The sequence below is a fragment of the Sorangium aterium genome (genome assembly GCF_028368935.1).
GTDB lineage: Bacteria > Myxococcota_A > Polyangia > Polyangiales > Polyangiaceae > Sorangium > Sorangium atrum.
This window is the reverse complement of the sequence record NZ_JAQNDK010000001.1, coordinates 1127142-1152902: the sequence shown is the minus strand read 5'-3', so window position 1 is coordinate 1152902 and position 25761 is coordinate 1127142. Positions and strand designations below refer to the sequence as shown.

The window sequence follows — 25761 nt, the reverse complement described above, 5'->3', positions numbered from 1 at the left end:
TCGGCGCCGCGGTGGCGGGCGCCATGAGCGCCGTTGCCGCGTCCGGCGCGCCGTGCGAGCGTCGCGCGATGCGGGTGTTGATCGCGGGGGGCGGCATCGGCGGGCTGACGGCGGCCCTGAGCCTGCACGCGGCCGGCATCGATGCGAGCGTCGTGGAGGCCGCGCGAGAGATCAGGCCGCTCGGTGTCGGCATCAACCTCCTGCCTCACGCCGTGCGAGAGCTGACCGAGCTTGGCCTCGCTGATGCGCTGCTGGCGACAGGGATCCCGACCGCCGAGGTCGTGCACCACGATCGGTTCGGGGGCCGGATATGGGGCCAGCCGCGGGGGATCTCCGCCGGGTATCGCTGGCCACAGGTGTCGATCCACCGCGGTGAGCTCCAGTTGATGCTGCTCGCGGCGGTGCAGCGGCGCCTGGGGGCCTCCAGCGTGCGCGTCGGGTCGGCGGTGGAGGGGTTCGAGCAGACGGCATCCGAGGTGCAGGTCACGGTGCGGGATCGGCGGACCGGTGAGCGCCACGTGGCCCCTGCGGACGTGCTCGTCGGGGCCGACGGCATCCACTCCGTGGTTCGCGCGCAGCTCCACCCGGCGGAGGGGCCGCCCCGGTGGAACGGGATTCACATGTGGCGTGGCGTGACCGAGGGCGAGCCCTTCCTCTCGGGGCGCACCATGATCATGGCCGGCAGCAACGTGGCCGCCAAGTTCGTCGCTTACCCGATCTCCCGCCGCGCGGAGCTCGGCGGGCGGGCCGCGATCAACTGGGTGGCGGAGGTGCGGCTGCACGAGGGGGCGGCGGTCGCGCCGGGGAGCTGGAACCGGCGAGGACGCGTGGAGGACGTGCTGCCCCACTTCGCGGCGTGGCGCTTCTCCTGGCTCGACATTCCGGCGCTCATCGCCGCGGCGCCCGTCATCTTCGAGTATCCCATGATCGATCGCGATCCGCTGCCGTCGTGGGGCGCTGGCCGGGTCACCCTGCTCGGCGACGCGGCGCACCCCATGTACCCTGTCGGTTCCAACGGCGCCTCCCAGGCGATCCTCGATGCTCGCGTGCTGGCCTGGCACCTCGCCCAGACGAGCACCCCCGAAGAGGCGCTCGCCGGCTATGAAGCCGCGCGCCGTCCGCCGACGAGCACCCTCGTCCTCGCGAACCGTGCGATGGGCGCCGACCGGGTCCTCTCGATGGTGGAGCAGCGAGCGCCGGCGGGCTTCACCCGGATCGAGGACGTGCTGAGCGGGGAAGAGCTGGAGGAGATGGGCCGCAGCTACACGAAGATGATTGGAACCGACGTCGAGGAGCTCAACGCCCGGCCGTCGTGGAGCGCGCGCTTTCTCGAAGCAGGCGATGGAATCCATTCATCCTCTCGGTGATCGGCGCGACGATCGGCGGGCTTCGCTGCCGCCATCGGGGAACCGCGCCTCCGGTCCGCGACACTCGCCGCCTTCCTCCCGGGTCGAGCAGAGCTCCCGAGTCGAGCAGCTTTTCGACGTCGCCAGGGATTCGACGAATCACCATGGACGGATCTCGGCTCGTCCGGGGGCCTCACCCACAGGGCCCGCGCTCGAAGCCAACGTGGGAGGAGCGTCCGCAATACCGGCTCTTCCCCACCTATGTCCCAGTCGAGGTCACGGCAAAGCGGCTTGATTCGCGTTTCGATATGGAATACTAAGTTTTATGTATGCTGCCTCGTAAGAATCTATTTTCTTTCACCTCGAAAGACCCTTCGGCGTTCGCGATCCACCTCGCCGCTGCGGCGAGGGAGCACTCCGTCTATTTCGACGAGGGACTCGGCGTGCCAGTCGTGCTCCGCGGCGCCGACGTGACCGCGGTGCTGCGCGACAGCGAGACCTTCAGCACCCGGGCCTACGACAACGGGATCATGAAAGGGACGCTCGTGACGCTCGGCGGTGAGTCGCACACGCGCATGCGGCGGCTCTTCAACGCGGTCCTCTCCCCACGCGTGATCTCCCGCTACGAGGAGGCGATCGTGACCCCGGTGGCGCGCAGGGTCGTGGAGCGGCTCGCGCGGAAGGAGCAGGCGGATCTCTTTGATGATTTTGCGATGTCGATGCCCATGGGCGTGACGAGCGCCCTCTTCGGGCTCCCGGAGGAGCGGATCGCCGAGAACGACGTGCTGATCCGCAAGATGATCCGCAGCGTCGTGATGCCGCAGGATCCCGTCGTCATGGCCGAGGGGCGGAGTGCCCACGCCGCGATGGAGGCGCAGCTCCGGGAGATCGCTGAGCGCGAGGTGGCGCACCCGAGCGATACGCTGCTCGGCGAGATCGCGCGGGCGATCGTCGCGGAGGGGCTGGGCGGTGTGGAGGCGTGCGAGGGGGTCGTGCTCACGTTGATCCTCGCCAGCTACGAGACGACCAGCTGGATGCTGGCCAACCTGCTCGTGGCGCTGCTCGCCCACCCCGAGTCGATGAACCAGCTGCGGCAGCAACCTTCGCTCCTGCCGCAGGCCATCGAGGAGTCGACCCGCTGGTGCAGCAGCGTGGCGGGCATCGTGCGGTTCGTCGAGCGTGAGGCGACGATAGGCGGCGAAACGCTGGCTGCGGGGACGATCCTCTACCTGTCGCTGATGGCTCGCCATTACGACGAGGAGATCTACCCCCGCCCGGAGATCTTCGACATCCATCGACGACCCGTGGGAATGCTGAACTTCGGCGGCGGTCTGCACTACTGTGTCGGGGCGCCGCTGGCGCGGATGGAGGCGAGGATCGGCGTGTCGCTCCTGCTCGAGCGGTTTCCGGCGCTCCGGGCCGATCCGACCCTGCGGCCGACGTTCTCGACGGCGCCGCGCGGCGCGGCCGCGTTCGGGCCCGACCAGATTCCGGCGTTGCTCGTGTAATTTTCGCGACGGCGCGCGGCGCGCGGCGCGCGCGACCCGAGCTAGCCACAGCGGTGCGGATGCGATCACCCCGGGTCGCGCGTCTGACTTGTTCCGACCGTGAGCCCCGCGAAGGCCGCCGCGAAGCGGCGCCGGAGATCTGTGTCCACGACCAGCTTGTCGCGCAGCGTTCGGGACAGCTCAACATGGTAGAAGGGCGCGCCCATCTGGCGCGACCAGCGTGCTTGCACGTTCGTGGCACCGCCCAGCCTGTCGATCTCCGTGGGGTAGGCGAGGACCTTTCCCTCGTTGATGATCGGCCGTAGAGGCGTGAGCAGCCGCTCCAGCGCGGCGCCATGCCCCACCGCGCTGGCGATGACGGCGGCGTTCGGAGCCGAGCGGTCTTGAAAGCCGTGCAGCTGCACCGTGGGCGTGCCGGGGAAGGTCTGGAGCAGCGCCCTGTGCACCGAAAGGAAGAACGAGCGCTCGGCGTGGGCGACGTCTGCGAAGGCGAGCGACGCAATCAGCCGCTCTCGGGAAGCACGGTCCTCTCCACGAGCGCTGCCGCCAATGCCCTGGGAGCCGTCCTGCGTGGGTTTGCCGTCACCGCCGTCCTTGCCACCTGCGCCTTCCAAGCTCTCGTCATCCTCCGCGGTGTGACCCGGGCTGCGCCCGCCCCCGACAGCGGTACCCAGGTCTGCGCGTCCGCCGCCTGCGCCCTCATCGTCCACGCTGGCGCCGCGTGGGTTGGGTCGCCCGCCGTACCGGTGCGACGTATTCACGATCAGCGCGCGCGCCCGTTGCGCCTCGAAGATGGCCAGCGCGACGGGCAGCGTCCCCTGATCGAAGAACGTGTGCGGCGCCTCGACGAGCAGCGGCATGGCCGCTCCTACGCGCAGCACGACGGCGGCTGCCCCGCGGCGGCGCGTGCCGTCCTCGGAGAGCACCCACAGGTCGCGCCCGGGGACGGCCCGCAGCGCGAACCCCGGTGGTGCAGCCGGAGGCGGCCGCCTGTTCTGCGCGGCGAGCCCTGCCGCCGCGATCCATGCGGCGTACGTCGCCTGCTCCGCGTCGTCCGGCGGCTCCGCGACGAGGTTGCGCCCGCCCTTGCGCAGCGGGGCGATCTCCTCGTCCAGGGCCTGCTGCTCGCCGCTGTTGTCCAGGGCCGCCGTCACGGGGTCCTCGGCAGCTGCTCCCGGGCTCGGCGCCGCGCCTGGCGCGCTCCCGATGCTCCGACACACCCCCTGCGAGCAGCCGGCGATCGCGAACAGCACCACATAGCCTGCGCTCCTCATGGTCATCCTCGTCGGCGGAGCCTCGATGCCCTCCGTATTTTTCTCATGCTACGGCCTTGGAAGCCAGGATGACGCTCTGCGATAGCGCGCCCTGCATCATCTCCTCTTCCTCATGCTCATGCTTCCGGAGCGGGGGTGGTTTGCGCTAGTAGCACGGCATGCCTCGTTCCTTCGAGCCCGTGGAGGCTCCGCCGCTCCCCGAGCAGGCCGGTCGTACGTTTCCGCGCATGGTCGAGCTGATGCAGCGGCTCCTCGCGCCCGACGGATGTCCCTGGGATCGCGAGCAGAGCTTCGCGACGCTCCGGCGCTACGTGCTCGAGGAGGCGTGCGAGGTCATCGACGCCATCGACGGCGGCGACCGCAAGGAGCTGTGCGCCGAGCTCGGCGATCTCCTGCTCCAGGTCGTCTTCCAGGCCGAGCTCGCCCGGGCCGAGGGGGCGTTCGGGCCGGACGACGTGATCGCGGCGATCTGCGAGAAGCTCGTGCGGCGCCACCCGCACGTGTTCGCGGACGAGAGCGCCGAGAACGCCGACGAGGTGCTCCAGAACTGGGAGCGCATCAAGGCGGCCGAGCGGGCGAGCCAGGGCAAGGACCGCGGCGTGCTCGGCGGCGTTCCCCGCAGCCTGCCGGCGCTGACCCGGGCGCAGCGGGTAGGCGAGAAGGTCGCGCGCGTGGGCTTCGATTGGCCGGACGCGCGGGGTTCGCGCGCGAAGGTGGACGAGGAGATCGGAGAGCTCGATAGGGCCCTCGATAGCGGCGATCCCGCCGCGATCGAGGAGGAGCTCGGCGACGTGCTCTTCGCGCTCGGAAACCTGGCGCGCCACGCCGGCGTCGACGCGGAGGGGGCGCTGCGCCGGACGATCGACAAGTTCACCCGGCGCTTCGAGCATGTCGAGCGGCGGGTCGTCGAGCGGCACGGGGGCTGGCCCGTCAAGGCGTCGCGCGACACGCTCACGCTGGAGGAGCTCGACGGCTACTGGGACGAGGCCAAGCGCGGCGAGCGGCGGACCTGACCGCGGCGCGAAGCAGGGACCCCCGGATCGGACGCTCTGAGCAAGCGGTCAACCCCGGGCGAGCGGCGCGCTCCGACGGCGTCGAGCTCGGCATGACGATTCCTCCGCTGGCTGGCGTTCGGAGCGTCAAGTAGGCGCCATCGCGTCAAGTAGGCGCCATCGCGTCAAAAGGCGACCTACCCATGACGAAAGTCACGGCAGATGTCGCCGTTTCCTGCGTCAATCTGTCGTTTTGTGGCACTGCCCTCCGAGAGGGTCGTCAGCTCTCCCGTCCCACCAGGCGCGTACTCGAGGTTTTTGCGCCTTTCACGAGGCGGCCCCCGGCTTGCTACACGCCCGGGCAGCCATGGCAAACCGCCCCTCCGCCAGGTCGCTCCACGTCGCCGTCGTCGCGGACAATCCCGAGACGATCGACGCGCTTCATGCCTACTTCAGCCAGGCCGGGATTGCGTCGAACGGCACGAGGACATTGAACGACGCGGACAGGATGGTGCCCGCGACCACCGCTCTGGTCCTGTTTCCCGACGACTTCGATCCCGGCGACATCGTGACGTTCATCACGTCGCTGCGGAGCGCGCGACCGAAGCTCCTCATCCTCCTCGTGACGGGCACACCACAGTCCTTTCGCTCCGCGCTGGGGCCGGACGGCCACTCCTTGCCACCCATGGTGCTGCCGAAGCCGGCGTTCGGCTGGAACCTCCTCGACGCTCTTCGCGCCCACGCTCATCCGAGGTCCATATGATTGCTTCAACGGCTCGCCTGCATTCATCTCCTCCTGGCGCAGCGCGACGCGCCATCGGACGTCGCGGGAGGACAGCAAGGTGACGGGATCCCTGCTTCTCAGCGTGCCCGTGCTGCTCGTCGGGGCGGCGCTCTCGCTGGGCCTGCGCTCGAACGGCGCGCGAAGCGCTGCGGCGATCGCCTCGCAAGCGATCGCCGCAGCGCTCGTGCTCGCGAGGGTCGCCCCCCTCCTTCGAGGCGGCGAGGCTCTGGAGATCGTGTGGCCCTGGCCGACGCCCATCGACAGCATGGCGTTTCGCGTCGACGCGCTCGGAGCGTTCTTCCTCGCGTGGTCCCTCCCGATGACGCTGCTCGGAACGATCTACGCCGTCGGATACCTCCGCCCCTACTTCGATCGAGGGAGGAACGGCGGCTCCCACTTCGCTCTCTTGAACATGGTCGCCCTGTCCTTCGTGCTGATCTACTCGGTGCAGAACGCCCTCGTGTTCTTGCTGGGATGGGAGATCGCCGCCCTCGCAGCGTGGCTGCTCGTCATCTGGGACTACCGAAACCAGAAGATCCGCTTTGCCGGCTTCAACTATCTCATCTCAACCCATGTCGGGCTCTTCGTCCTTGTCGCGGCGTTCATGCTGCTCCACAGCAAGACCGACTCCATGGACTTCGCCGTGTTCGGCAAATTCCTGTCGAGCCAGGATCCGACGCGGGGGACGCTCTTCCTGCTCCTCGGGGCGTCGTTCGCGCTGAAATCCGCGTTTTTTCCGTTTCACACGTGGCTTCCCCGAGCCCACTCCGCGGCGCCGGCGCACATCTCGGCGCTCATGTCCGGCGTGATCCACAAGGCCGGTCTCTTTGCCTTTCTCCGCTTCACGCTGCTCATGGGACGACCCGACGAGTGGATGGGATGGAGCGTGCTCGGCTTCGGCGCGCTCTCCGCGTTCTTCGGCGTCCTCTCCACGTCCGCCGAGCGCGATCTGAAGCGCCTGCTCGGGTACTCGTCGACAGAGAACGTCGGCATCGCAGCGATGGGCTTCGGGGTGGGATACCTGGGATGGGCCTGGGGAGTCCCTGCGCTGACCGTGTGCGGCTTCGGCGGCGGCCTCCTGCACGTCCTGAATCACGCGCTGTTCAAGTGCCTTCTGTTCTACGCCGCTGGAGCGATCTACCGGGCTGCGCACACCGTCGATCTCGAGCGGCTCGGCGGGCTCGCGAGGCGTCTCCCGCGGACATCCATCCTCTTCCTCATCGGATCCCTGGCCATCTCCGCGCTCCCGCCGCTCAACGGCTTCGTCAGCGAGTTCCTGATCTACGCCGGGCTCCTCGCAGGGCGCGCGCCTTCCAGTCAAGGCAGCGTGGTGACCATCGCAGCGGCGGCGGCCCTGGCGTTCGTCGGCGCGGTGAGCGCGCTGTCGATGACAAGGGCCTTCGGGCTCACGTTCCTCGGCGTGCCTCGGGAGCCAGGGCTCCACGTCGGCGAGGACGCGCCGGGTTCGATGCTCTGGCCCATGGTGATCCACGCCGCGCTCGTGGTCGCCATCGGCGTGGCTCCAGACCTGGGCATCGCAGCGATAGGCGCCGCGCTGAGGCTCTTTCCCATCGAGTCCAGCGCGAGCACGCTGCCGGCCCTGCTCGCTCCGCTCGCGTGGGCGAGCCGCGCGCTCGCCGGCGCCTTGCTCGTCGCCGGCGTGATCGGCTGGCGTCGAGGTCGAGCGGCGCGGCGAAGCGTCACGTGGGGGTGTGGAACCACCGCCACCTCCTCTCGCATGCAGTACACGGGGAGCTCGTTCTCCGAGCAATTCACGCGGTTCTTCGCATCCTTCTTGCCGTCGCTTCGAAGGGAGCGGCTGCCCGAGGGGCCGTTCCCGCAGCAGCCCGGCCATCTGTCGACGCACCATGTCGACGCCGTCGAGCGACGCATGTTCGAGGTGCTCGGGCACGGAGAGAACTTCATCGCTCAAGCCTTTGACCGCATCCCAGAGCAGCCGCGCTTCGCGTTCGCCGCAGGGCTCGTGGCGCTCGTCATCATCGGCGCGATGGTCGTCGGAGGGGTCGGCCGATGATGCTCACCCGCCTCGCGAACGTCGCCGTGCTCGTCGTCATGCCGTTCGTCCTCACCGGCGTGATCAACCGCGTGAAGTCGCTCTGGTCCGGGCGCAAGGGACCGCCGGTCCTTCAGCTCGTCCATGACGTGAGGCGGCTCTTTCGGAAATCGTCTGTCTACAGCACGACGACGACACCGCTGTTCCGGGTCGCGCCGTACGTGTTCCTCGCGACCGCGGTGGGCTCCGCCCTCATCGCGCCTCTCCTCGGTTCGACGCCCCTCGCGTCGTTCCAGCTCGATTTCGTGTGGTTCGCGTACGTGTGGGGGCTGGGCCGCGTCGCCATCATGCTCGCCGCGCTCGATACGGGGAGCTCCTTCGAGGGGATGGGCGCAGCGCGGGAGGCTGTCTTCTCGTCGCTCCTCGAGCCGGCGCTGTTCCTCGTCACCGGCGCGCTGAGCCTCGTCGGGGGCCGACGCACCCTGCACGAGGCGCTGGCGCCGCACCTCCACGCCGGCGCACCCGCGCTCGTCTGGGGCGCCGCGGTCGTGGCGATGCTCATCGTGCTTCAGGTCGAGGCGGCGCGCATGCCCGTCGACGACCCGACGACCCACCTCGAGCTCACGATGGTGCATGAGGTCATGATCCTCGACCACAGCGGCCCGGATCTCGCGTGCATCCACCTCGGCTCCGCGATCAAGCTCTTCGTCGGCGCGTCCATCGTCGCGACGCTCCTCAATCCGTGGGCGGGCTCCGGCGGCGCGGCCTGCGCCGCCGCGAACCTCGCCTTGACCCTCGCGGCCGGCGTCGTGATTGGAACGATCGAATCCCTGGTAGCCCGGCTGAAGCTACGCTCGGTTCCCCAGTACATCGTCATCGCGCTCGCCGCTGGCTCGGTCGCGCTCCTCGCGACCGTGTGGCGGGCGGGGGGCCCCGAATGAGCCCCCTCTTGAATACGCTGCTCGGCGTGCTGCTCATCCCCCTGTTCGTCGCGACGTGGCGGACGAGCCTGCTCGGCCTGTCCTGCCAAGGGTTCTTGATGGCGTGGGTGGCGTACCGCCTGAATCCGGAGCTCGACGCCGTGAGTGACTGGGTCACCCTGGGCGATCTGGTCCTCCTGCGCGGGCTCGCCGCGCCGATCGCGCTCTACCGCGTGCTTCGGTCGCAGAACGCGCCCCGGCGCAACGACGTCATCTCGCCGAACCTCCTCTCCTGGACGATCGCCCTCGGCATCGTCCTCCTCGCCTTCAACTTCTCCGAGTCGCTCGTCCCCGAGCACGGAGAGCAGCGAACGCTCGTCGCGGTGGCTGCAGCGGGGGTGCTGCTCGGCTTCCTCGTGCTATCGACGCAATCCGGTCCGTTCAGCCAGATGGTGGGTGTTCTTCGCGTCGAGAACGCGATCGCTCTATTCGAGCTCGGCGGCGCGCACGAGCACGACATGCTCGCCGTTCAGCTCGGTCAGGTCGCCGTCGTCGCCGTGACGATCGCGCTCTATCGCTGGTATCTCAAGATGCTCGGCGCGAGCACCGCCGCGCAGCCCGAGGGCGCCGTGGAGGGGCCCACGCTATGAGCACGATCGCCCTCGTCCTGCTTCCAGCGCTCGCATCCGTGGCGCTCATCGCGCGCGCCGCCCGCGAACGAGCCACGCTGGTCCTTGTCGGCGCCTCCGCGATAACGACGGCCCTCGCGATCATGGGAGCCGCGATGCCCCCCGACGTCCCGGGCTCTCTCGGCGGATTCTTTCGCCTGGACGCGACTTCACGGCTCTTCATGACCGTCGTGGACTCGATCTTCCTCGGCATCTCCCTGTACGTGATGCATCGGGTGTACACGACCCCGGCGCTCCGCCAGGACATCGCGCGGTTCGTGTGGCTGGCGCTGTTGTTCCTGGCTGCAGCCAACACGGTGCTTATCGCGAATCACCTGGTGTTGCTCTGGATCGCGCTCGAGGCGACCACCCTCGCGGCCGCGCCCCTCATCGTGCGACCCGGCGTACCGGCGTCCCATCGAGCGTCATGGCGCTATTTGCTCTTCTCGTCCGTCGGGCTCGGCGTGCTCCTCGTCGGCTTCATCTGCCTGGGGCGCGGGCTCGAAGCCGGCGGCCAGGCTCCGACGTTCTTCCTCGATCGCCTCCTCGAGCCTTCCGCGATCCCGGTGAACCACTGGACGAAGCTCGGGGCCGCGCTGGCGCTCCTCGGGCTGGGCACCAAGCTGGGCCTCGCGCCGATGTACAGCTGGCTCCCGGAGGCCTACGACGAGGCCCCGCCGGCCGTCGCGGCGCTCCTCGGCGCCGTCCAGTTCAACTGCGTTCTCGTCGCGCTGCTCCGCGTCGTTCAGGTGGTCCGACCGACCCACGCGGCGCTCTTGGAAGGCGAGCTCCTCACGATGGGCATCGTCTCGGTGGTCGTGTCGACGGTCGGCATCATAGCGACCCGCAACCTGAAGCGCCTCATCGCTTATGCGTCGATCAACCATGCCGGAGTGATCGCGATCGGCCTCGGCGTCGGCAAGTCGGCGTCCTACGGACTTCTGCTCTATGTCCTGAGCAACGCCTTCATCAAGGCGATCCTCTTCCTCACGGCGGGCACGATCAAGGCTCATTATCGTACCAAGGACACGCGCGCGATATCGGGCCTCATCGAGGACCTCCCGTACAGCGGCGGGTTCTTGATGGTCGGCACCTTCGCGCTGCTCGGCTTTCCGCCGTTCGGCAGCTTTCTCGGAGAGCTCCTGATCCTGTCTGCCCTCGTCGGCTCGGGGCAGATGCTCGTCTTCGCCGCCTTCTGCGTGCTGATCACGATGACGTTCGTGGCGACGGGGCGAGCGGTGTTTCCGATGATCTGGGGTGAACCCACGAGGCAGCGCAGCTGGCCTCGGCAGACGCTGCCGGTCGCTCTGCCCAAGCTCGGGTTCCTCGTCGCGCTGGTGGTGCTGGGCGTCTACATCCCGCCGCCCATCAACTCGCTGCTCGCGCAGGTGGCTGGTTGCTTGGAGGGGCCGTGAAGGCATCGATGACCGCCCACCAGGTCGCCGTGGACGCGATCCCGAGGCTCGAGCCGGGGCCGTGGCGCGAAGATCTCTTGAAGCAGCTCCGCGCGGACATGCGTGTGGTCACGCTGGTCGGCAGGCGCGACCTCGACCGCGTCGCGATCACGGCGGTTCTTCAGGCGTCGGACCGTTCCCTGCGCGTCTCGAGGACCGAGGTGGCCCCGGAGCGCGGGTACCACGAGATGACGACAGAGCACGCCGCGCTTCACTGCTTCGAGCGCGAGCTCCACGAGCAGACCGGCGTGCGAATCGCCGGACATCCGTGGCTCAAGCCGATCCGCTACGAGGGGCAGGAGCAATCGGCGATGCGCTCGCACCCATTCTACAAGATTGAAGGGAAGGAGGTGCACGAGGTCGCTGTCGGCCCCATCCATGCCGGGGTGATCGAGCCCGGCTCCTTTCGTTTCATGTGCCTCGGGGAGCAGGTGCATCACCTGGAGATCCACCTCGGTTATCAGCACCGTGGCGTCGAACGTCGGCTCCTCGAGCGTGATCCGCGGAGCCTGACCCCGCTCATCGAGACCATCGCGGGAGATACCAGCGTCGCTCACGCATGGGCGTACTGCTCCGCCCTCGAGGGCCTCGCGGGATGCCAGCTGGACGGCGAAACCGAGCTCGCCCGGGCGGTCGCTCTCGAGCTCGAGCGGGTCGCGATGCACCTCTCGGGGCTCGCCGGGATGGCGGCGGATGTCGGATTTCTGCAGGGAGCGACGACCTACGGCCGGCTCCGAACCACGGCGATCAACACGATGATGCGGCTGTGTGGCAGCCGCTTCGGCAGAGGAGCGCTACGTCCCGGCGGAGTCCGGATGCGGCTGCCGCCGGAGACGCTGCGCGACATTCGCGCGAACCTCGAGCTGCTTCAAGCAGATCTGCCGATCATCAACGATTGCTTTCTCATGGCACGAACGGTTCAGCACCGGCTGCGTTCCACGGGAACGTTGACGACCGCGCAAGCGCGGGAGCTCGGGCTCGTCGGGCTGGCCGCGCGCGCCTCGGGGATCGAGCTCGACGCGCGCCACCTCATGGAGCACGGGGCGTACAGCGTGGTGCCCATCCAGCCCGCCGTCTTGCCGGACGGCGACTGCTGGGCACGCGCGCGTATCCGCATCGCGGAGATCGAAGCGTCCCTGTCGTGGATATCGACCGTCATCGCGCTCTACCCGAACTGGGAGCATCCGCCGCTATCGATCGGCGAGCTCGCGCCGAACCAGCTTGCCATTTCGCTCGTGGAGGGCTTTCGGGGAGAGGTCGTCCACTGCATCGAGACCGGCGCGCACGGCGAGGTGGTCCATTACAAAGTCCAGGACCCATCGCTCCGCAACTGGATGGGGCTCGCCCTCGCGGTGCGCGGCAACGAGATCTCGGACTTCCCGATCTGCAACAAGAGCTTCGACCTCTCCTACTGCGGGAACGATCTATGAGCATGTTTTTGTCGCTCCGTGTACGTGCCTCCCAGGGCACGCAGGCCATCGCGGATCTCCGCAAGGCAGTACCAACCGGGTTTCGTGGTCGCCCGACGATCCGCCGCGACCCCTGCGCGGCCGATTGCAGCGCGTGCCGCGACGCGTGCCCGACCCAGGCCATCCGGCTGGCTCCGGTGGCGCTCGATCTGGGCCGCTGCGTCTTCTGCAACGCTTGCGCGGAGGTCTGTCCCGAGACGAAGATCGAGTTCAGGCCGGAGCCCAGGATGGGCGGGAACGAGCCCGTTGACCTCACGGTTCGAGAGGGCGAAGAGGAGATGGTGCGGGTCCGCGCTTCCGCGGCGTTCTCGAGGTTGTTCGGGCGGTCTCTGAAGATGCGCCAGGTCTCGGCCGGCGGCTGCAACGCCTGCGAGCTCGAGCTGAACGCCGTCACCAACGTCAACTTCGATGTGCAGCGGTTCGGGATCGAGTGGGTAGCTTCTCCGCGGCACGCGGATGCGCTCGTCCTGACAGGTCCGCTCACGCGCAACATGAAGGAGGCGGTTCGGCTGGCCTGGGATGCGATGCCCGAGCCGCGGTTCGTCGTCGCCGTGGGGGCCTGCGCGATCTCCGGGGGCCTCTACGACGGCGCGGCGGGCGTCGACCGCGGCTTCCTGGAGAGCGTTGGCCCTTCACTCTACGTCCCTGGATGTCCCCCGCACCCGCTCACCTTCGTAAACGCGATACTCGATCTGCTCGGGATCGCGTGATGTGCGACGGCGCATCACGCGTCGTCGTGGTGATCAGCGCTCATCCGGCGCTAGACCCGGACCGGTCGCCACAAGGCGCGCCTTTCGCCACATCCGCAGGACGTTTGGGAGCTCCCGATCGACGCGGACTTCGTCATAGCTGTCCGGTACCCGTCCGCCGAAGCCGTTGTACGTCAGGAGATAGGTGTTGAGTGGCGCCTCGTCCAGGAGCCTTTCGGCGGCCGCAGTGTCGTGCTGGTATCGATCGACGCCCAGCTCGACGTCTTCATCGAGGTGCTCTTCTCGTCCGAAGAGATTCTCGCCGAACGGGTTGAAGAAGTAGTAGGCGTCCGCGCGAGGAACCTCCGCTCTCCCCAGGGCGGCTTCGACGAAACAAGCGCGGTCCTCGATCTCGAAGATCCGCGCGAGGCTGCGCGCCGCCATGACGAGCCGAGGTCGCTGTTCGATCCCCGTGAAGTGGCTGCGTCCCGCCAGCGCCGCCGCCACGCAGAACTTGCCGGCGCCCGACCCGACATCGACGACGGTGCGGACGTCGAACTCGTCAAGCCACTGGGCCGTGCGAACAGCGACCTCGATCGGCGTCCAGAACTGAGCGGAGACGGCGCGCAGCTTATCAGGAAGGAAGCGGTCGAAGTCGCGATTCCTGGGGCTGCGCCCTGCTCGCAGCGCTTCCGCGACGGCACCTGCCGGTGGTCCGGCAGCGCGGCCATCTGCGGAGGCCTGGTCTCTATCGCGGCAGACGTTCGCCGCCGAAGATTTGATACGGTTTTCCACGAGTTCTCCCAGCTCAGCTCAATGCAGCGAATCGTGCAGTCGCTTGACGAGCAACCGGTGCTCGGCCAGCGGCGCCGCGGGGAGTCGATCCGCGAACTTGCGGAGGAGGTCGAGGACACCATCGGCTTCGCTCAACCACGCGCCGCTGTCGACCGCGAGCCAGTGCGCAAAGTAACTGCCCATATTGTACCCGCAGAAGGCGAGCATCGCCATGGGATCGTGTCTGAGGACGCCGACAGCGCCGGTCGCCGCGGCGGTCGTCTCGCTCGCCATGGTCGCACCGATGTAGACGCCGTGACGAGAGCTCCGCGCTTCGCCGTATCCCCCGGTTTTCTTGGCGCCCTTGGCGGCTTGGCGGTTCGCTTCCTTGGCCGACTTCCCGCAGTAGAGCCAGGCTCACTCGCGTGCGGCGATCAGCACGAAGCGCTCGCGTACGCGCGCCTCGTTCGACTCGTGACGAACGTGGATCTCATAGCGGCCCGGCTGCGCGACGGCCACGCTGAGCGGCGCGTCGCCACGACGGTAGCGCGTCAGCCAGTGCGAGCAGCGCTGCTGCTGGCAGTGCTGCTCCAGCGCTCCACCGTCGCCGTCAGGTAGCCGCACGCGCACGTGCTCGGGCACCTCGAGGTGAACCACCGCCGGCTCGTCCGCGTGGCGGTCGGTCCACAGATCGAGGTGCATCCACGCGTCCCCTTCCTCAGGCAAGGCGATGGCACGCTCCTCCAAGCGCTCGATCGCCGGAGATCCCGCGCCCCTGTCGCCCGCCACGACGACGGCGGTCGCCAGCGCCGCGAGCGCTGGGGCTGCAAGCAAGGCCCTCCACCGCCAAGGGCAGCTCGCCCGCTGCGACCGCGCGCTGCCTGTCACCGCCGGGCGCTCCGACCCCTCGGGGAGCTTGCTCAGCGCGCGCTCGACGAGCGCATCGGATGGGTTCATCGAGCGCAGCGCCCGCACGCTCGCCTCGAGATCCGGGGGAATCGAAGGCAGATCGTGGTCGCGCCCGCTCACGTCGAACCCTCGCGCGCCGCGACGACGCGTGGCGCCGCCAGACGCTCGGGGGTCTGCGGATCCAGCTCGATGAACGAACCGGAGAGCGCCATGTCGCGCTCGACGGGGGTCCGCTCCTCCGCGCTGCCGTCGCACCAACGGATGCGTGCTGGCCGCGTGTGTTCGGCGATCGCCTGGACCCAGGCGCGGAGCGCGCGGTTCGTCGTGGGACCTTCGTTCACGGTATTTGCTACAGCAGAATCCGTGCCGGAACACGGCTTGGCCGTGGGCCGTGCCTGGAGCGCTCGAAGCGGCGTGCTTTCTCGGCATTTCCAAGCCAGACAGCCGACGGCTTTCGCCAGTCGAGGGGTGACGTGGATCGCTGGAGCCGCTTTCGTCGTCGGGCTTGCAGGTTGCGACCAGATCGCTCACTATTTCTCGCGTGCGAGAGCGAAAACGACGACCTGACGTCGTATTCGAGCCGATCATGCGCTCCCACGCCATGAAAAAGGCGGACCAAATCCTCCGCGCCGTCGCCGCGAAGGACGTCACCCTGACGCTGATCGGCGAGAGCGGCTGCGGCAAGGAGGTGCTGGCGAGGCGCGCGCACGAGCTTTCGGAGCGTCGGCGCGGGCCGTTCGTGCCCATCAATTGCGCGGCGATCCCCGACGCGCTCTTTGAAAGCGAGCTCTTCGGTCACGAGCGCGGCGCGTTCACCGGGGCGAGCGAGCGGGCGAAGGGCAAAGTCGAAGCGGCCGAGCGGGGCACGCTCTTGCTCGATGAGATCGGCGAGATGCCGATGCCGATGCAGGCGAAGCTCCTGCGATTCCTCGAGAACCGCCGGTACATGCGCGTGGGCGGCGCGACCAAGATCGAGGCGGATGTCCGGTTGATGTTTGCCACGCTGCGACCGCTCGATCAGGAGGTGCGCGCGGGCCGCTTTCGCGCCGACCTGTTCTATCGAATCCAGGGCATCACGCTCAATGTCCCCGCTTTGCGGGAGCGGCGCGCCGACATCGCGCCCCTGCTGAATCAGTTCACCGCGCAGCACTCGGCGCGACACGGGGTTCGCCCGCCGAGGTTCAGCCGGCAGGCCAAGGCGCTGCTACTCCGTTACGACTGGCCTGGCAACGTGCGCGAGCTCCGGAACGTCGTGGAGACGCTCTGCTTGCTCCGGGATGGGCGGCAGGTGCGCGTGGCCGATCTGCCCGAGGGCGTCCGTTCGCAGGTCATGCCCGAAGAAGCCGCCGCGGGCGTGTCGCGCGCCAGCACCTCGCTCGTGCTCGACCTCGACGACGGATTGGAGTCGCTCATCCAGCAGATCGTCGAGGCGGCGCTGGAGCGCGACGGGGGCGACAAGATCAAGGCGGCGGCGCGGCTTCGGATCAGCCTGAGGACGGTGCAACGCTACGTCGCAGCGGGGCGCGTGCGGGTGCCAAGTGTGCGTGTTCGTGGAGAGCAGAAGGCGGCGAAGAGGTGAACCGGAGCGCCTTCCGCAAGGCGCTTCCTACCAACCTGGAAGGCTCACCCGGAAGCGGTCGAGCGCCCGCGAGGAGCACCCCTCGAAGAGGAGGTCGTCTTCACGCCCCCTGGGCTCAATCGCGCGCCGCTATCAGAATGAAGCGCTCGCGCACGCGCGCCTCGTTCGACTCGTGGCGGACGTGGATCTCGTACCGGCCCGGCTGAGCGACGGCCACGCTGAGCGGCGCGTCGCCGCGGTAGCGCGTCAGCCTGTGCGAGCAGCGCTCCTGCTGGCAGTGCTGCTCCCGCGATCCTCCTTCGCCGTCAGGCAACCTCACGCGCACGTGCTCGGGCACCTCGAGATGGACCACCGCCGGCTCGTCCGCGTGGCCGTGGGTCCACAGATCGAGGTGCATCCACGCGTCCCCTTCTTCAGGCAAGGCGATCGCAAGCTCCTCGGAGCGCTCGATCGCCGGTGATATTGCGCCCATGTCGCCCACCACGAAGGCGGCGCTCGCCAGCGCCGCGAGCGCCGGGACCGCGAGGAAGGCTTTCCACCCCCAGAGGCTGCTCGCCCGCTGCGACCCTTCTGCAGCCGCCGGGCGCTTCGGCCGCTCGGGGAGCTTGCTCAGCGCGCGCTCGACGAGCGCATCGGGGGGGGTCATCGAGCGCAGGGCCCGCACGCTCGCCTCGAGATCCTGCGGAATCGGAGGCAGTTCGCGGTCGTGCCCGCTCATGTCGAACCCTCCCGCGCCGCGACGACACGCGGCGCCGCCAGACGCTCGTAGGCGTCGCGCAGCCGCGCGCGCCCGCGAGCGTGGCGGCTCTTCACCGTCCCCTTGGGGATCCCGAGGAGCTCGGCCACGTTGTCATAGCCCACTTCCTCGATGTCGCATAGCACCACCACGGTGCGAAACTCCTCCGGCAGCTCCTGGAGGCACGCAAGGAGCACTCCGGTGTCCTGGTTCAAGATCGCGGCCGCCTCCGGGCTCGAGACCTCGGCGCGAGGCAGGATGCCGAGCGCCTCGCTGCACACCTCGACGAGCCGATCGAGCAGGCCGCGGCGCCGCGCCTCGGTCCGGTAGGCCTCCAGGTACTCGTGCCGAGCGATCCCGCACAGCCAGACGCCGAGGTCCGAGCGCCCTTCGAAGGACGCCGCGTGCAGGTATGCCTTGAGCAACGCGTTCTGGAAAAGATCGTCCGCCTGGTCTCGCGCGCCGCAGAGCGAGGCGCAGAATCGATAGAGCCGGGGGAGCACCGGGCGCACCGCCGACTCGAACGCCGCACGCGATTCGCCGAGGGAGGGTCGCGATTCGGTCATGAGGGCCGTTCGAGCATCTAGAGCGTCGAAGGCCGGAACTCTAGCGTGGAATGGACGGAACGGTAGCGCCCGCCGCTCGCGCCACGGGGGGGCGAGCGACGGCGCCCCGGAGGAGGGGGAAATGTGCATCGGCCGCCCTGGGACGGAACGGAGCCGCGCCGAGGTTCCTGGGCGCCGCACGAAATTGTCACCCCGAGCGGGAACCTCGGGCTGAGTGGTCCCGTCCTGGGCCGTGTTCTGACGAACAGCGGGCCCACATGGTGCCCCAACTCCAAGGCGAGCACCGCATGTCCAATCCGAAGATTTCTAGGACGTCGACGTCCGCGGCGTCCACATGGAGGAACGACCTGGTTTCAGGGTTCCTCGTTTTCTTGATCGCCCTACCGCTCTGCCTGGGCATCGCCATGGCGAGCGGGTTCCCCCCCATCGCGGGCGTGCTCACCGCCGTCGTCGGTGGCATGGTCGCCACCTGGCTCGGCAGCGCGCCGCTGACCATCAAGGGGCCCGCCGCGGGCCTCATCGTCATTGCGCTCGGCGCCGTCCAGGAGCTCGGCGGTGGGGACAACGCCGTGGGCTACCGCCGCGCGCTCGCCTGCATCGCCATCGCCGCGGTGACACAGATCGCCTTCGCCCTGGCGCGCGCGGGCACGCTCGGCGACTTTTTCCCCTCCTCGGTGGTCCACGGCATGCTGGCGGCCATCGGGATCATCATCTGCTCGAAGCAGGTCCACACGCTCGTCGGCGTCACGCCTTCGGCGAAAGATCCGCTCCACCTGATCCTCGAGATCCCGCGCAGCCTGTCGCGCCTGAACCCCGAGATCGCCTCGATCGGCGTCCTCTCGATGATCCTCCTCTTCGGCTATCCGCTGCTCGCCAAGAGAGCGAGCTGGATGCAGAAGATCCCCGCGCCGATGCTGGTGCTCGCGCTGTCCGTGCCGCTCGCTTATGTCTTCGATCTCGAGCACGAGCACACGTACACGCTCGCGGCGACCCAGGCGACGTACGCGATCGGGCCGAGCTTCCTCGTCAACCTGCCTGGAAACCTCCTCCAGGCGATCGTCTTCCCGGACTTCAGCCACGTCGGCACGCCCGCGTCCATCAAATATATCGTCATGTTCTCGCTGGTGGGCAGCATCGAGTCGCTCCTGTCCGCGAAGGCCGTCGACTCGCTCGATCCCGCGAAGAGCCGGTCCAACCTCGACAAGGATCTGCTTGCCACGGGCGTGGGCAACCTCATCGCGGGCCTGCTCGGCGGGCTGCCGATGATCTCCGAAATCGTTCGCAGCTCCGCGAACATCGGCTACGGCGCGAAGAGCCGGTTGTCCAACTTCTTTCACGGGACCTTCCTCCTCCTCTTCGTGGCCTTCGCGCCGGGCCTCATCCACCGGATCCCCCTCGCCGCGCTCGCCGCCATGCTCACCTTCACGGGCACCCGCCTCGCGTCGCCCAAGGAGTTCGCGAAGACGCTCCGCATCGGCAGGGAGCAGCTCGTCATCTTCGCCACCACGGCTGTGATGTGCATCGTCTCCGATCTGCTCGTCGGCGTCGCGGCCGGCATCGCCGTGAAGCTGCTCATTCACCTCACGAACGGCGCGCCGCTGCGCGTCGTCTTCCGCCCCGATGTGGACGAGCGCGTCGAGGACGGGCGGGTCGTGCTGCGCGTCAAGCACGCCGCCATCTTCAGCAATTACCTCAGCATCCAGCGGAAGATCGACAACCACGCGCAGGTTGCGAACATCGAGATCAACTTCGCGGATGCCCGCCTGGTCGATCACACGGTCATGTCCAATCTGCATGAGCTCCAGGGCGTGATGGAACGAAATGGGCGGACCTTGACCCTCGCCGGCCTCGGCGATCATTTCCAGATGTCCTCCCACCCGCTCTCGGCGAGGAAGCGGCCCGTCATCAGCCCCGTCGCCGAGCGTTGAATCGAGTCGAGACGCCATGGCGCGGGAGGGGGAAGCGCGCGTGGGGCTCTCCATGAACAACCGCCACTCGGGAACCCCATGAACAGCGAGCTCTCTCAGGATCTTCGCTCGAGCGCCGCCCGGCAGAAGCACCTGTCCGACGTGGTCGAGCACGCCGGACACCTCCTGCCGGCGCAGGGGCCGATCGGCGTGTTCGTCCACCACAACACGTTGCACGCGTTCCAGCACCTGCCGTTCCACGACGCGCTCGCCGCGGCGAGCGCCGTCTTCGAGGCCGAGCCGTATCTCTCCGAGGCAGATTACCGCGCGCACATCGCGTCGGGTCGGATCGGCGACGAGGACCTCGAGGCCGCGCTCGCGGGGCGGTTCGCCGCGCGGCCGGACGAGCGCCGAGGCCCGCTGTCCCGGCACGAGATCGAGCGGCTCGCGCTGCGCCACCCGATCGACGCCGAGACCGCGGCGGGCCTCCTGTGGCGTATCTCCGAGGCGGGGGAGACGCGCAGGCTCCGGGCCGACGTCCCCGACGAGCGACGCCGGCGCATCGTCCAGAACACGGAGCGCTGGCTCGAGGCGCACCCGGAGATCGCGGCGCGCCTCCTCGACCGGGGGGGCCGCGATCCGGAGTCGCGCGCCGCCCTCGCGCTCTGGGACGCGTGCCGCGCCGTTCCGCTGCCGCCCGCCCCTCCCGTGGAGCCGCCGCTCGTCGAGCGCGTGGGCGCCGACCGGTCGCACCGCGATCTGCTGATCGAGCTCGCAGGCGAGGACCCGGCCGAGCTCGTCGATCCGCTCGTGATCCGCTTCCTTGGCGCTTACCTTGACGAGGGCATCGCGCACTGGGCGATGCCCGATCGAGCGCAGGGGCTCTGGCGCTGCTTTCGCGACATGGCGCTCGAGGGCTCCTGGCTGGCCGCTCCGGCGTTCGTCGGGCTCGACGTGGAGCTCCGCCGGCTCGACGCGGAGGCGCTGTCGCCGCCCGCCATCGCGCTGCGCGCCCTCGAGGAGCTCTCCGTCACCGAGGATCACTGGGACGTGTACGTGACGCGCGTGCTGCTCGAGCTTCCGGGCTGGGCCGGCATGATCCACCGCCTCGAGCACACCCCGAGCGACCGGCCTCCGGGATCGCCGCCCGTGTCGCTGGTCGAGTACCTCGCCGTGCGCCTGACGCTCGCCCGGTACGCGCTGCGCGACGTCGCGCGCCGGCGGCTCGGGTACCGGGGGCCCCTCGCTGGCCTCGTCGAGCATGCCCGGCGGGCCGCGCGGCCCCCTGCGCCGCCGTCGAGCTCTCCCGACCACGCCAGGCCGTTCCGCCTGTTCCAGCTCGCTCAGCTCGCCGGCCTCTCGGCCGCCGAGATCGAGCCGCTGTCCACGGCGGAGCGCGTCTGGGCGCTCGAGGCGCTCGAGGCGTTCGACGAGATCGCGCGGCGCCGCGTCCTGCACGAGGCCTACGAGCACCACCACCGGACCGAGGTGCTGCACGGGATCGCCGCGAACCTCCGGCGCCCGGAGGAGGAGCGCTCCGTGGAGGCGCCGCGCTTCCAGGTCGCGTTCTGCATCGACGACCGCTGCGAGGGCCTCCGGCGGCATTTCGAGGAGCTGTCGCCGCGGCACGAGACCTTCGGCGTGGCCGGGTTCTTCGGCGTGCCGATCCGCTACCGCGGGCTCGACGACGCCGGCCACGTGAGCCTCTGCCCGGTCGGCGTGGAGCCGGCGCACGAGATCGTCGAGCGGCCGCACGAGGAGGAGGCGGGCTGGCGCCGAAAGGCTCGCCGCAAGCGCTGGGCGCGGCTCCTGCACGCGCTGGGGCGCGGTACCCACACCATGGCGCGCGGCGTGCTGCTCACCCCGACCCTGGGCCTCCTGTCCACCGTGCCGCTCGTGGGACGCACCCTGTTTCCGCGGGCCGTGGCGAGGCTGCGCCGCGCCCTCGAGCGGCGTCTGCTCCCGCCGGTGCCGACGCGGCTCCACAGCCCGCATGACGAGGGCTCGGCCGCGGGCGGCGAGGGGCAGCCGTTCACCGCCGCGGCCAAGGCGGCCCGCGTGGCTGCCACGCTGGAGAACATGGGGCTCACGCGCGTCTTTGCGCCGATCGTGGTCGTGCTCGGCCACGGGGCGACCAGCGTGAACAACCCGCACCAGTCGGCGTACGACTGCGGCGCGTGCGGCGGCCGCCACGGCGGCCCGAACGCGCGGCTGTTCGCGGCCATGGCGAACGATCCCGAGGTCCGCGTGCTGCTCGCCGCGCGCGGCATCGACATCCCGGACGGGACCTTCTTCCTCGGCGGCATGAACAACACGACGACGGACGAGATCGTCCTCTACGACCAGAACCTCGTGCCGGCGTCCCACCGCGGCGAGCTCTCGGCGCTGGTCGGGGCGCTCGACGCTGCGCGCCAGCAGCACGCGCACGAGCGCTGCCGGAGGTTCGCGTCGGCGCCGCGCGAGGGCGACGCCGCGCGGGCGCTCGCGCACGTCGAGGCGCGCGCCGCGGATCTCAGCGAGGCGCGGCCCGAGCTGGGGCACGTCACCAACGCGGTCTGCGTCGTCGGCCGCCGCTCGCTCACCCGCGGGCTGTTCCTCGACCGCAGGGCGTTCCTCGTCTCGTACGACCCGACCCAGGACCAGGGCGGGACGATCCTCGAGCGCATCCTGCTCGCGGTCGGCCCGGTCGGGGCAGGGATCAACCTCGAGTACTACTTCTCCTGCGTCGACAACCGCCGCTATGGCGCCGGCACCAAGCTCCCGCACAACCTCGCCTCGCTGCTCGGGGTCATGGAGGGATCGCTGAGCGACCTGCGCACCGGGCTGCCGAAGCAGATGATCGAGATCCACGAGCCGGTGCGCCTGCTCGTCATCGTCGAGGCGAGCACGGAGACGGCAGGCGCGCTCTACGCGCGGCAGCCGGCCCTCCGCGAGCTCATCGGCAACGGCTGGATCCAGCTCGCCTGCGTCGATCCGGCGACGGGCCGGATCGCGTGCTTCACGGGCGACGGCTTCGCGCCGTTCTCTCCACCGCATCAACCCCTGCCTGCGGTCCAGCGCTCCGCCGACTGGTACGCCGGGAGGTCCGGCTTCGTTCCGCCTGCGCTCATCCGAGCCGCGTCAACGCGGCCACGTGAGGTCGTCGACCATGCTGTCTGATGTGCTCCTCGGCAAGCTCGCCGCGCTCGCCGTGCTCTCTCCGGCGGCGGCGTTCGCCGCGCTCGGCGCCTACCTGCTGCTCGTTCGCACGCCGAGCGAGCGCGTCGTGTCGCGCGTCGTGCTCTCCACGCTCGCGCTCTCGCTCGCGGCCTCGCTGGCGATATGGCTCTCGGCCGTCGCGGCGCCCTACGCGTTCGTCCCGGTGGCGCTCGGCCACTGGTTCGAGCTCGGCGATTATGCGTTCGAGGTCGTCCTGCTCGTTGATCGGCTGTCGGCGACGATGATGCTCCTCGTCTCGCTGATCGCGCTCCTGGTCGGCAGGTTCTCGGTGGCGTACCTGCACCGCGAGCCGGGCTTCGCGCGCTTCTTCCTGCTCCTCGCGCTGTTCTCGACCGGGATGCTGGGGCTCGTGTCGGCGGGCACCGTCGACCTCCTCTTCGCCGGCTGGGAGCTGGTCGGCGCGACGAGCGTGCTGCTCGTGGCCTTCTTCCACGAGCGCGAGGCGCCGCCGCGGGCCGCGGTGCGCGTGTACATCACCTACCGGCTCTGCGACATCGGGTTGCTCGGGGGCGCGGTGCTCATGCACGACGTCGCCCGCTCCTCGCAGTGGGGCGAGGTGTTCGGCGGCTCGCCCTGGCCCGGGACCGCCGCGTCGCTCGGGCCCGGCGCGGCCACGGCGCTCGCGCTGTGCCTGTTCCTCGCCGCGATGGGCAAGAGCGCGCAGTTTCCCGTGGGCAGCTGGCTGCCGCGGGCCATGGAGGGGCCGACGCCGTCGAGCGCGCTCTTCTACGGCGCCATCTCGGTGCACGCCGGCGTGTACCTCATGCTCCGCGCGGCCCCGCTGCTCCAGCGCTCGCTCGCCGCGAGCGTGGTGGTCGCCTGCGTCGGGGCGGCGACGGCCGTCTACGGCACGATGGTGGGGCGCGTGCAGGCGGACGTGAAGGGCGCGCTCGCGCACGCGACGATGACGCAGGTGGGGCTCATGTTCGTGGAGATCGGGCTCGGGCTCTACTGGCTCGCGCTCGTCCACCTGTTCGCCCACGCCTGCCTGCGCTGCCTCCAGCTGCTGCGCGCCCCCTCGGCGCTCCGCGACGCGCAGGACATCCGGGCCGCGCACGCCGGCGAGCCGCTGCCGCACCTCGGGCTCGCTGGCCGGCTCCTGCCGGCGGCGCTCGTGCGGCGCGCGTACTGGCTGTCCCTCGACCGCTTCCACCTCGAGGGGCTGCAGGAGCGGCTCGTCGCCGCGCCGCTGATGCGCCTCGGGCGCCTGCTCGACCAGAGCGAGCGCCGCTGGGTGGCGGCGTTGAGCGGCTGGCCTGAGCGCACCCCCGCAGAGCCCGGCGACGAGGACGCCCGCGACGCGACAGAGGGCGCGGCGGCCTTTCAGCCCCGCGCGCGCGGCACGAAGAGGGCTCGCACATGAACGCCTTTCCGCTCCTCGGGACGCTCATCCTCACGCCCGCGATCGCGGCGCTGTTCGCCGCCCGGGCGCGCAGCGACGAGCGCGCGCGCCGCGTCGCCCTCATCGGCGCGGCGCTCACCCTGCTCCTCTCGCTGCTGCCGCTCGCGCTCTCGTACGCCGGCGTCGCGCTGACCGCCGGGGGGCCCGCCCTGCCGCTCCTCGGGGCGCGCCTCCGCCTCGGCCTCGACGGCTTCACCATCACCCTGCTCCCTCTGCTCGGCTTCGTCCTGCTCGCCCTGCTCGCCGCGAGCCCGCGCGCCGCGATCGATCGGCCCGGCGCCGCCGCGCTGCTCGCCACCGGCAGCGCCATCCTCGGCGTGTTCTGCTCCGTCGATCTCGCGGTGCTCGCGGCGGCGTGGGTCGCTGCGCTCGTGCCGGTGGATCGCCTGGTCGCCAGGAAGGGCGCCCAGGACCCGCTCCTCCGGCGCACCTGCCGCATCTTCCTGCTGGGGGGCACGGCGCCGCTCGTCGTGGCGATCGGCGCCATCGCCGTGCTCGCCGCGCGCCAGGGCGCCGCCCTGCCGTTCGACGTCGAGGAGATCGCCCGCGTCGGCGTCCCCGAAGCATGGCAGTCGCCCCTGTTCGCGCTCGTCGGCATCGCGGTGCTGATGCGCATGGCCGCCGTGCCGTTCCACGGCTGGCTGCCGGTGCTGCTGGAGCGGGGGCCGCTCGGCGTGACCATCCTGCTCGCCCAGATGCAGGTCGGCGTCTGCGTGCTCGTTCGCGTGGGGGCGACGCTCCTGCCCGTTGGCTGCGCCGACGGCATGCCGATCCTCGCCGTCCTCGGCCTGATCAGCGCGCTGCACGGCGCGGTGCTCGCGCTGGTCCAGACCGATCTGCGCCGGCTGCTCGGCTACCTCGTGGCGAGCCAGAAGGGGCTCGTGCTCCTGGGGGTCGCCTCGCTGAGCCCGCAGAGCGTGAGCGGCGCGCTCCTGCAGAGCGTCGCCTTGTCGATCGCGATCACGGGGCTCACGATGGTCGTCGGCGCGATCGAGGCGCGCGCCGGTACGGCGGACACGCGCGAGCTCGGCGGCCTCGTCGCCCGGACGCCCCGCATGGCCGCCTTCTTCTTCCTGCTCGCTTGCGCCATGATCGGGATGCCGGGAGCGCTCTCGTTCGTGAGCGAGGACCTGCTCCTGCATGGAATCTTGCATGCCCATCCCGTGCTCGCGGTGCTCGCGTTGACGGCGGCGGCGCTCAACGGGATCACGCTGTTCCGGGCGTTCCAGCGGACCTTCCTGGGGCCGCTCCGGCGCCACCTGAAGGGCGCCGCGCTGGAGGCGCTCGTGCTTCGCGAGCGCGCGTTCCTGCTCGCGCTCGTCGCACTCACCGTCGTCCTGGGGGTGGCCCCGGCGCGGCTGATCGCGATCCATGAGCCGGTGGTCGAGCGGGTCCTCCACGACGTGGCGCACGGCGCGCAGGCGCGCCTCGCGGCAGCGGCGAACCGCCGCTTCACCGACGCGGACGGCCGAGCGACCCGTCGTGGCGGACGGCCGTAGCCACGAGCCGCGTCCGGCGGCTGGCGCGCGCTGCGCGCGCCGCAGCCGCCGG

Annotated in this window: 21 protein-coding genes and 1 pseudogene; 15 read left to right on the top strand and 7 right to left on the bottom strand. The window is 69.9% G+C overall.

The features are described 5' to 3' along the window. Positions 1–23: 23 nt before the first annotated feature. Complete coding sequence (locus tag POL72_RS04205; RefSeq protein WP_272093704.1) at positions 24–1367, top strand: flavin-dependent oxidoreductase; 1344 nt, start codon at positions 24–26, stop codon at positions 1365–1367. A gap of 308 nt (positions 1368–1675) precedes the next feature. Next, complete coding sequence (locus POL72_RS04200; protein WP_272093703.1) at positions 1676–2854, top strand: cytochrome P450; 1179 nt, start codon at positions 1676–1678, stop codon at positions 2852–2854. 65 nt (positions 2855–2919) lie between these two features. Here the strand turns inward: POL72_RS04200 and POL72_RS04195 are convergent, their stop codons facing one another. After that, complete coding sequence (locus POL72_RS04195) at positions 2920–4128, bottom strand: hypothetical protein (RefSeq protein WP_272093702.1); 1209 nt, start codon at positions 4126–4128, stop codon at positions 2920–2922. Between the two features lie 158 nt (positions 4129–4286). Between POL72_RS04195 and mazG the strand changes: the two genes are divergently transcribed. From mazG to POL72_RS04155, 8 genes are all read left to right on the top strand, one after another. Beyond that, positions 4287–5141: a nucleoside triphosphate pyrophosphohydrolase gene (gene mazG, locus POL72_RS04190; protein ID WP_272093701.1), complete on the top strand. Its 855-nt coding sequence runs from the start codon at positions 4287–4289 to the stop codon at positions 5139–5141. Positions 5142–5487: 346 nt separating this feature from the next. After that, positions 5488–5883, top strand: a complete 396-nt coding sequence (locus tag POL72_RS04185; protein ID WP_272093700.1) for a hypothetical protein — start codon at positions 5488–5490, stop codon at positions 5881–5883. Between the two features lie 79 nt (positions 5884–5962). Next, positions 5963–7939: a proton-conducting transporter transmembrane domain-containing protein gene (locus tag POL72_RS04180; protein ID WP_272093699.1), complete on the top strand. Its 1977-nt coding sequence runs from the start codon at positions 5963–5965 to the stop codon at positions 7937–7939. After that, entirely contained in the window at positions 7936–8859 is a 924-nt protein-coding gene (locus POL72_RS04175; RefSeq protein ID WP_272093698.1) for a respiratory chain complex I subunit 1 family protein, read from the top strand. Before POL72_RS04180 ends, POL72_RS04175 begins: the two co-directional genes overlap by 4 nt. 8 nt (positions 8860–8867) lie before the next feature. Next, positions 8868–9488 (top strand): hypothetical protein, encoded by a 621-nt coding sequence (locus POL72_RS04170; RefSeq protein WP_272093697.1) that lies wholly within the window; start codon positions 8868–8870, stop codon positions 9486–9488. Next, a complete protein-coding gene (locus POL72_RS04165; protein ID WP_272093696.1) occupies positions 9485–10921 on the top strand; it encodes a proton-conducting transporter transmembrane domain-containing protein in 1437 nt (478 codons plus the stop codon). The genes POL72_RS04170 and POL72_RS04165 overlap by 4 nt, the downstream gene beginning before the upstream one ends. After that, the gene (locus tag POL72_RS50915) at positions 10918–12390 is read left to right on the top strand and encodes a hydrogenase large subunit (RefSeq protein ID WP_272093695.1); all 1473 of its coding nucleotides are present in this window, start codon (positions 10918–10920) and stop codon (positions 12388–12390) included. Before POL72_RS04165 ends, POL72_RS50915 begins: the two co-directional genes overlap by 4 nt. A 2-nt stretch (positions 12391–12392) precedes the next feature. Next, complete coding sequence (locus tag POL72_RS04155; protein WP_272093694.1) at positions 12393–13139, top strand: NADH-quinone oxidoreductase subunit B family protein; 747 nt, start codon at positions 12393–12395, stop codon at positions 13137–13139. A 33-nt stretch (positions 13140–13172) separates the two neighbouring features. On the opposite strand, the gene POL72_RS04150 is transcribed toward POL72_RS04155, so the two are convergent. The 4 genes and pseudogenes from POL72_RS04150 to POL72_RS04135 form a co-directional block, all read right to left on the bottom strand. Further along, positions 13173–13913 carry a hypothetical protein gene (locus tag POL72_RS04150; RefSeq protein ID WP_272093693.1) on the bottom strand — a complete coding sequence of 247 codons (741 nt, stop codon included), beginning with the start codon at positions 13911–13913 and terminating at the stop codon, positions 13173–13175. 18 nt (positions 13914–13931) lie between these two features. Beyond that, positions 13932–14216 (bottom strand): annotated as a pseudogene (locus POL72_RS50170) (phosphoenolpyruvate carboxykinase domain-containing protein); the annotation flags it as partial. Positions 14217–14309: 93 nt separating this feature from the next. After that, the gene (locus POL72_RS04140; RefSeq protein WP_272093692.1) at positions 14310–14921 is read right to left on the bottom strand and encodes a hypothetical protein; all 612 of its coding nucleotides are present in this window, start codon (positions 14919–14921) and stop codon (positions 14310–14312) included. Beyond that, positions 14918–15142 carry a hypothetical protein gene (locus POL72_RS04135; RefSeq protein WP_272093691.1) on the bottom strand — a complete coding sequence of 75 codons (225 nt, stop codon included), beginning with the start codon at positions 15140–15142 and terminating at the stop codon, positions 14918–14920. The genes POL72_RS04140 and POL72_RS04135 overlap by 4 nt, the downstream gene beginning before the upstream one ends. Before the next feature lie 245 nt (positions 15143–15387). Between POL72_RS04135 and POL72_RS04130 the strand changes: the two genes are divergently transcribed. Next, positions 15388–16380 (top strand): sigma-54 interaction domain-containing protein, encoded by a 993-nt coding sequence (locus POL72_RS04130; RefSeq protein ID WP_272093690.1) that lies wholly within the window; start codon positions 15388–15390, stop codon positions 16378–16380. A gap of 115 nt (positions 16381–16495) precedes the next feature. Here the strand turns inward: POL72_RS04130 and POL72_RS04125 are convergent, their stop codons facing one another. Together POL72_RS04125 and POL72_RS04120 are read right to left on the bottom strand one after the other, a co-directional pair. Then, positions 16496–17098, bottom strand: coding sequence for a hypothetical protein (locus POL72_RS04125; RefSeq protein WP_272093689.1), 603 nt, complete (start codon positions 17096–17098; stop codon positions 16496–16498). After that, positions 17095–17682, bottom strand: a complete 588-nt coding sequence (locus tag POL72_RS04120; protein WP_272093688.1) for an RNA polymerase sigma factor — start codon at positions 17680–17682, stop codon at positions 17095–17097. Before POL72_RS04120 ends, POL72_RS04125 begins: the two co-directional genes overlap by 4 nt. Before the next feature lie 257 nt (positions 17683–17939). Between POL72_RS04120 and POL72_RS04115 the strand changes: the two genes are divergently transcribed. From POL72_RS04115 to POL72_RS04100, 4 genes are all read left to right on the top strand, one after another. Further along, a complete protein-coding gene (locus POL72_RS04115) occupies positions 17940–19610 on the top strand; it encodes a SulP family inorganic anion transporter (RefSeq protein WP_307730540.1) in 1671 nt (556 codons plus the stop codon). Positions 19611–19688: 78 nt separating this feature from the next. After that, positions 19689–22748, top strand: a complete 3060-nt coding sequence (locus tag POL72_RS04110; protein ID WP_272093686.1) for a YbcC family protein — start codon at positions 19689–19691, stop codon at positions 22746–22748. Next, the gene (locus POL72_RS04105; protein WP_272093685.1) at positions 22738–24171 is read left to right on the top strand and encodes a proton-conducting transporter transmembrane domain-containing protein; all 1434 of its coding nucleotides are present in this window, start codon (positions 22738–22740) and stop codon (positions 24169–24171) included. The genes POL72_RS04110 and POL72_RS04105 overlap by 11 nt, the downstream gene beginning before the upstream one ends. Then, entirely contained in the window at positions 24168–25709 is a 1542-nt protein-coding gene (locus tag POL72_RS04100; protein ID WP_272093684.1) for a complex I subunit 4 family protein, read from the top strand. Before POL72_RS04105 ends, POL72_RS04100 begins: the two co-directional genes overlap by 4 nt. Positions 25710–25761: the final 52 nt, after the last annotated feature.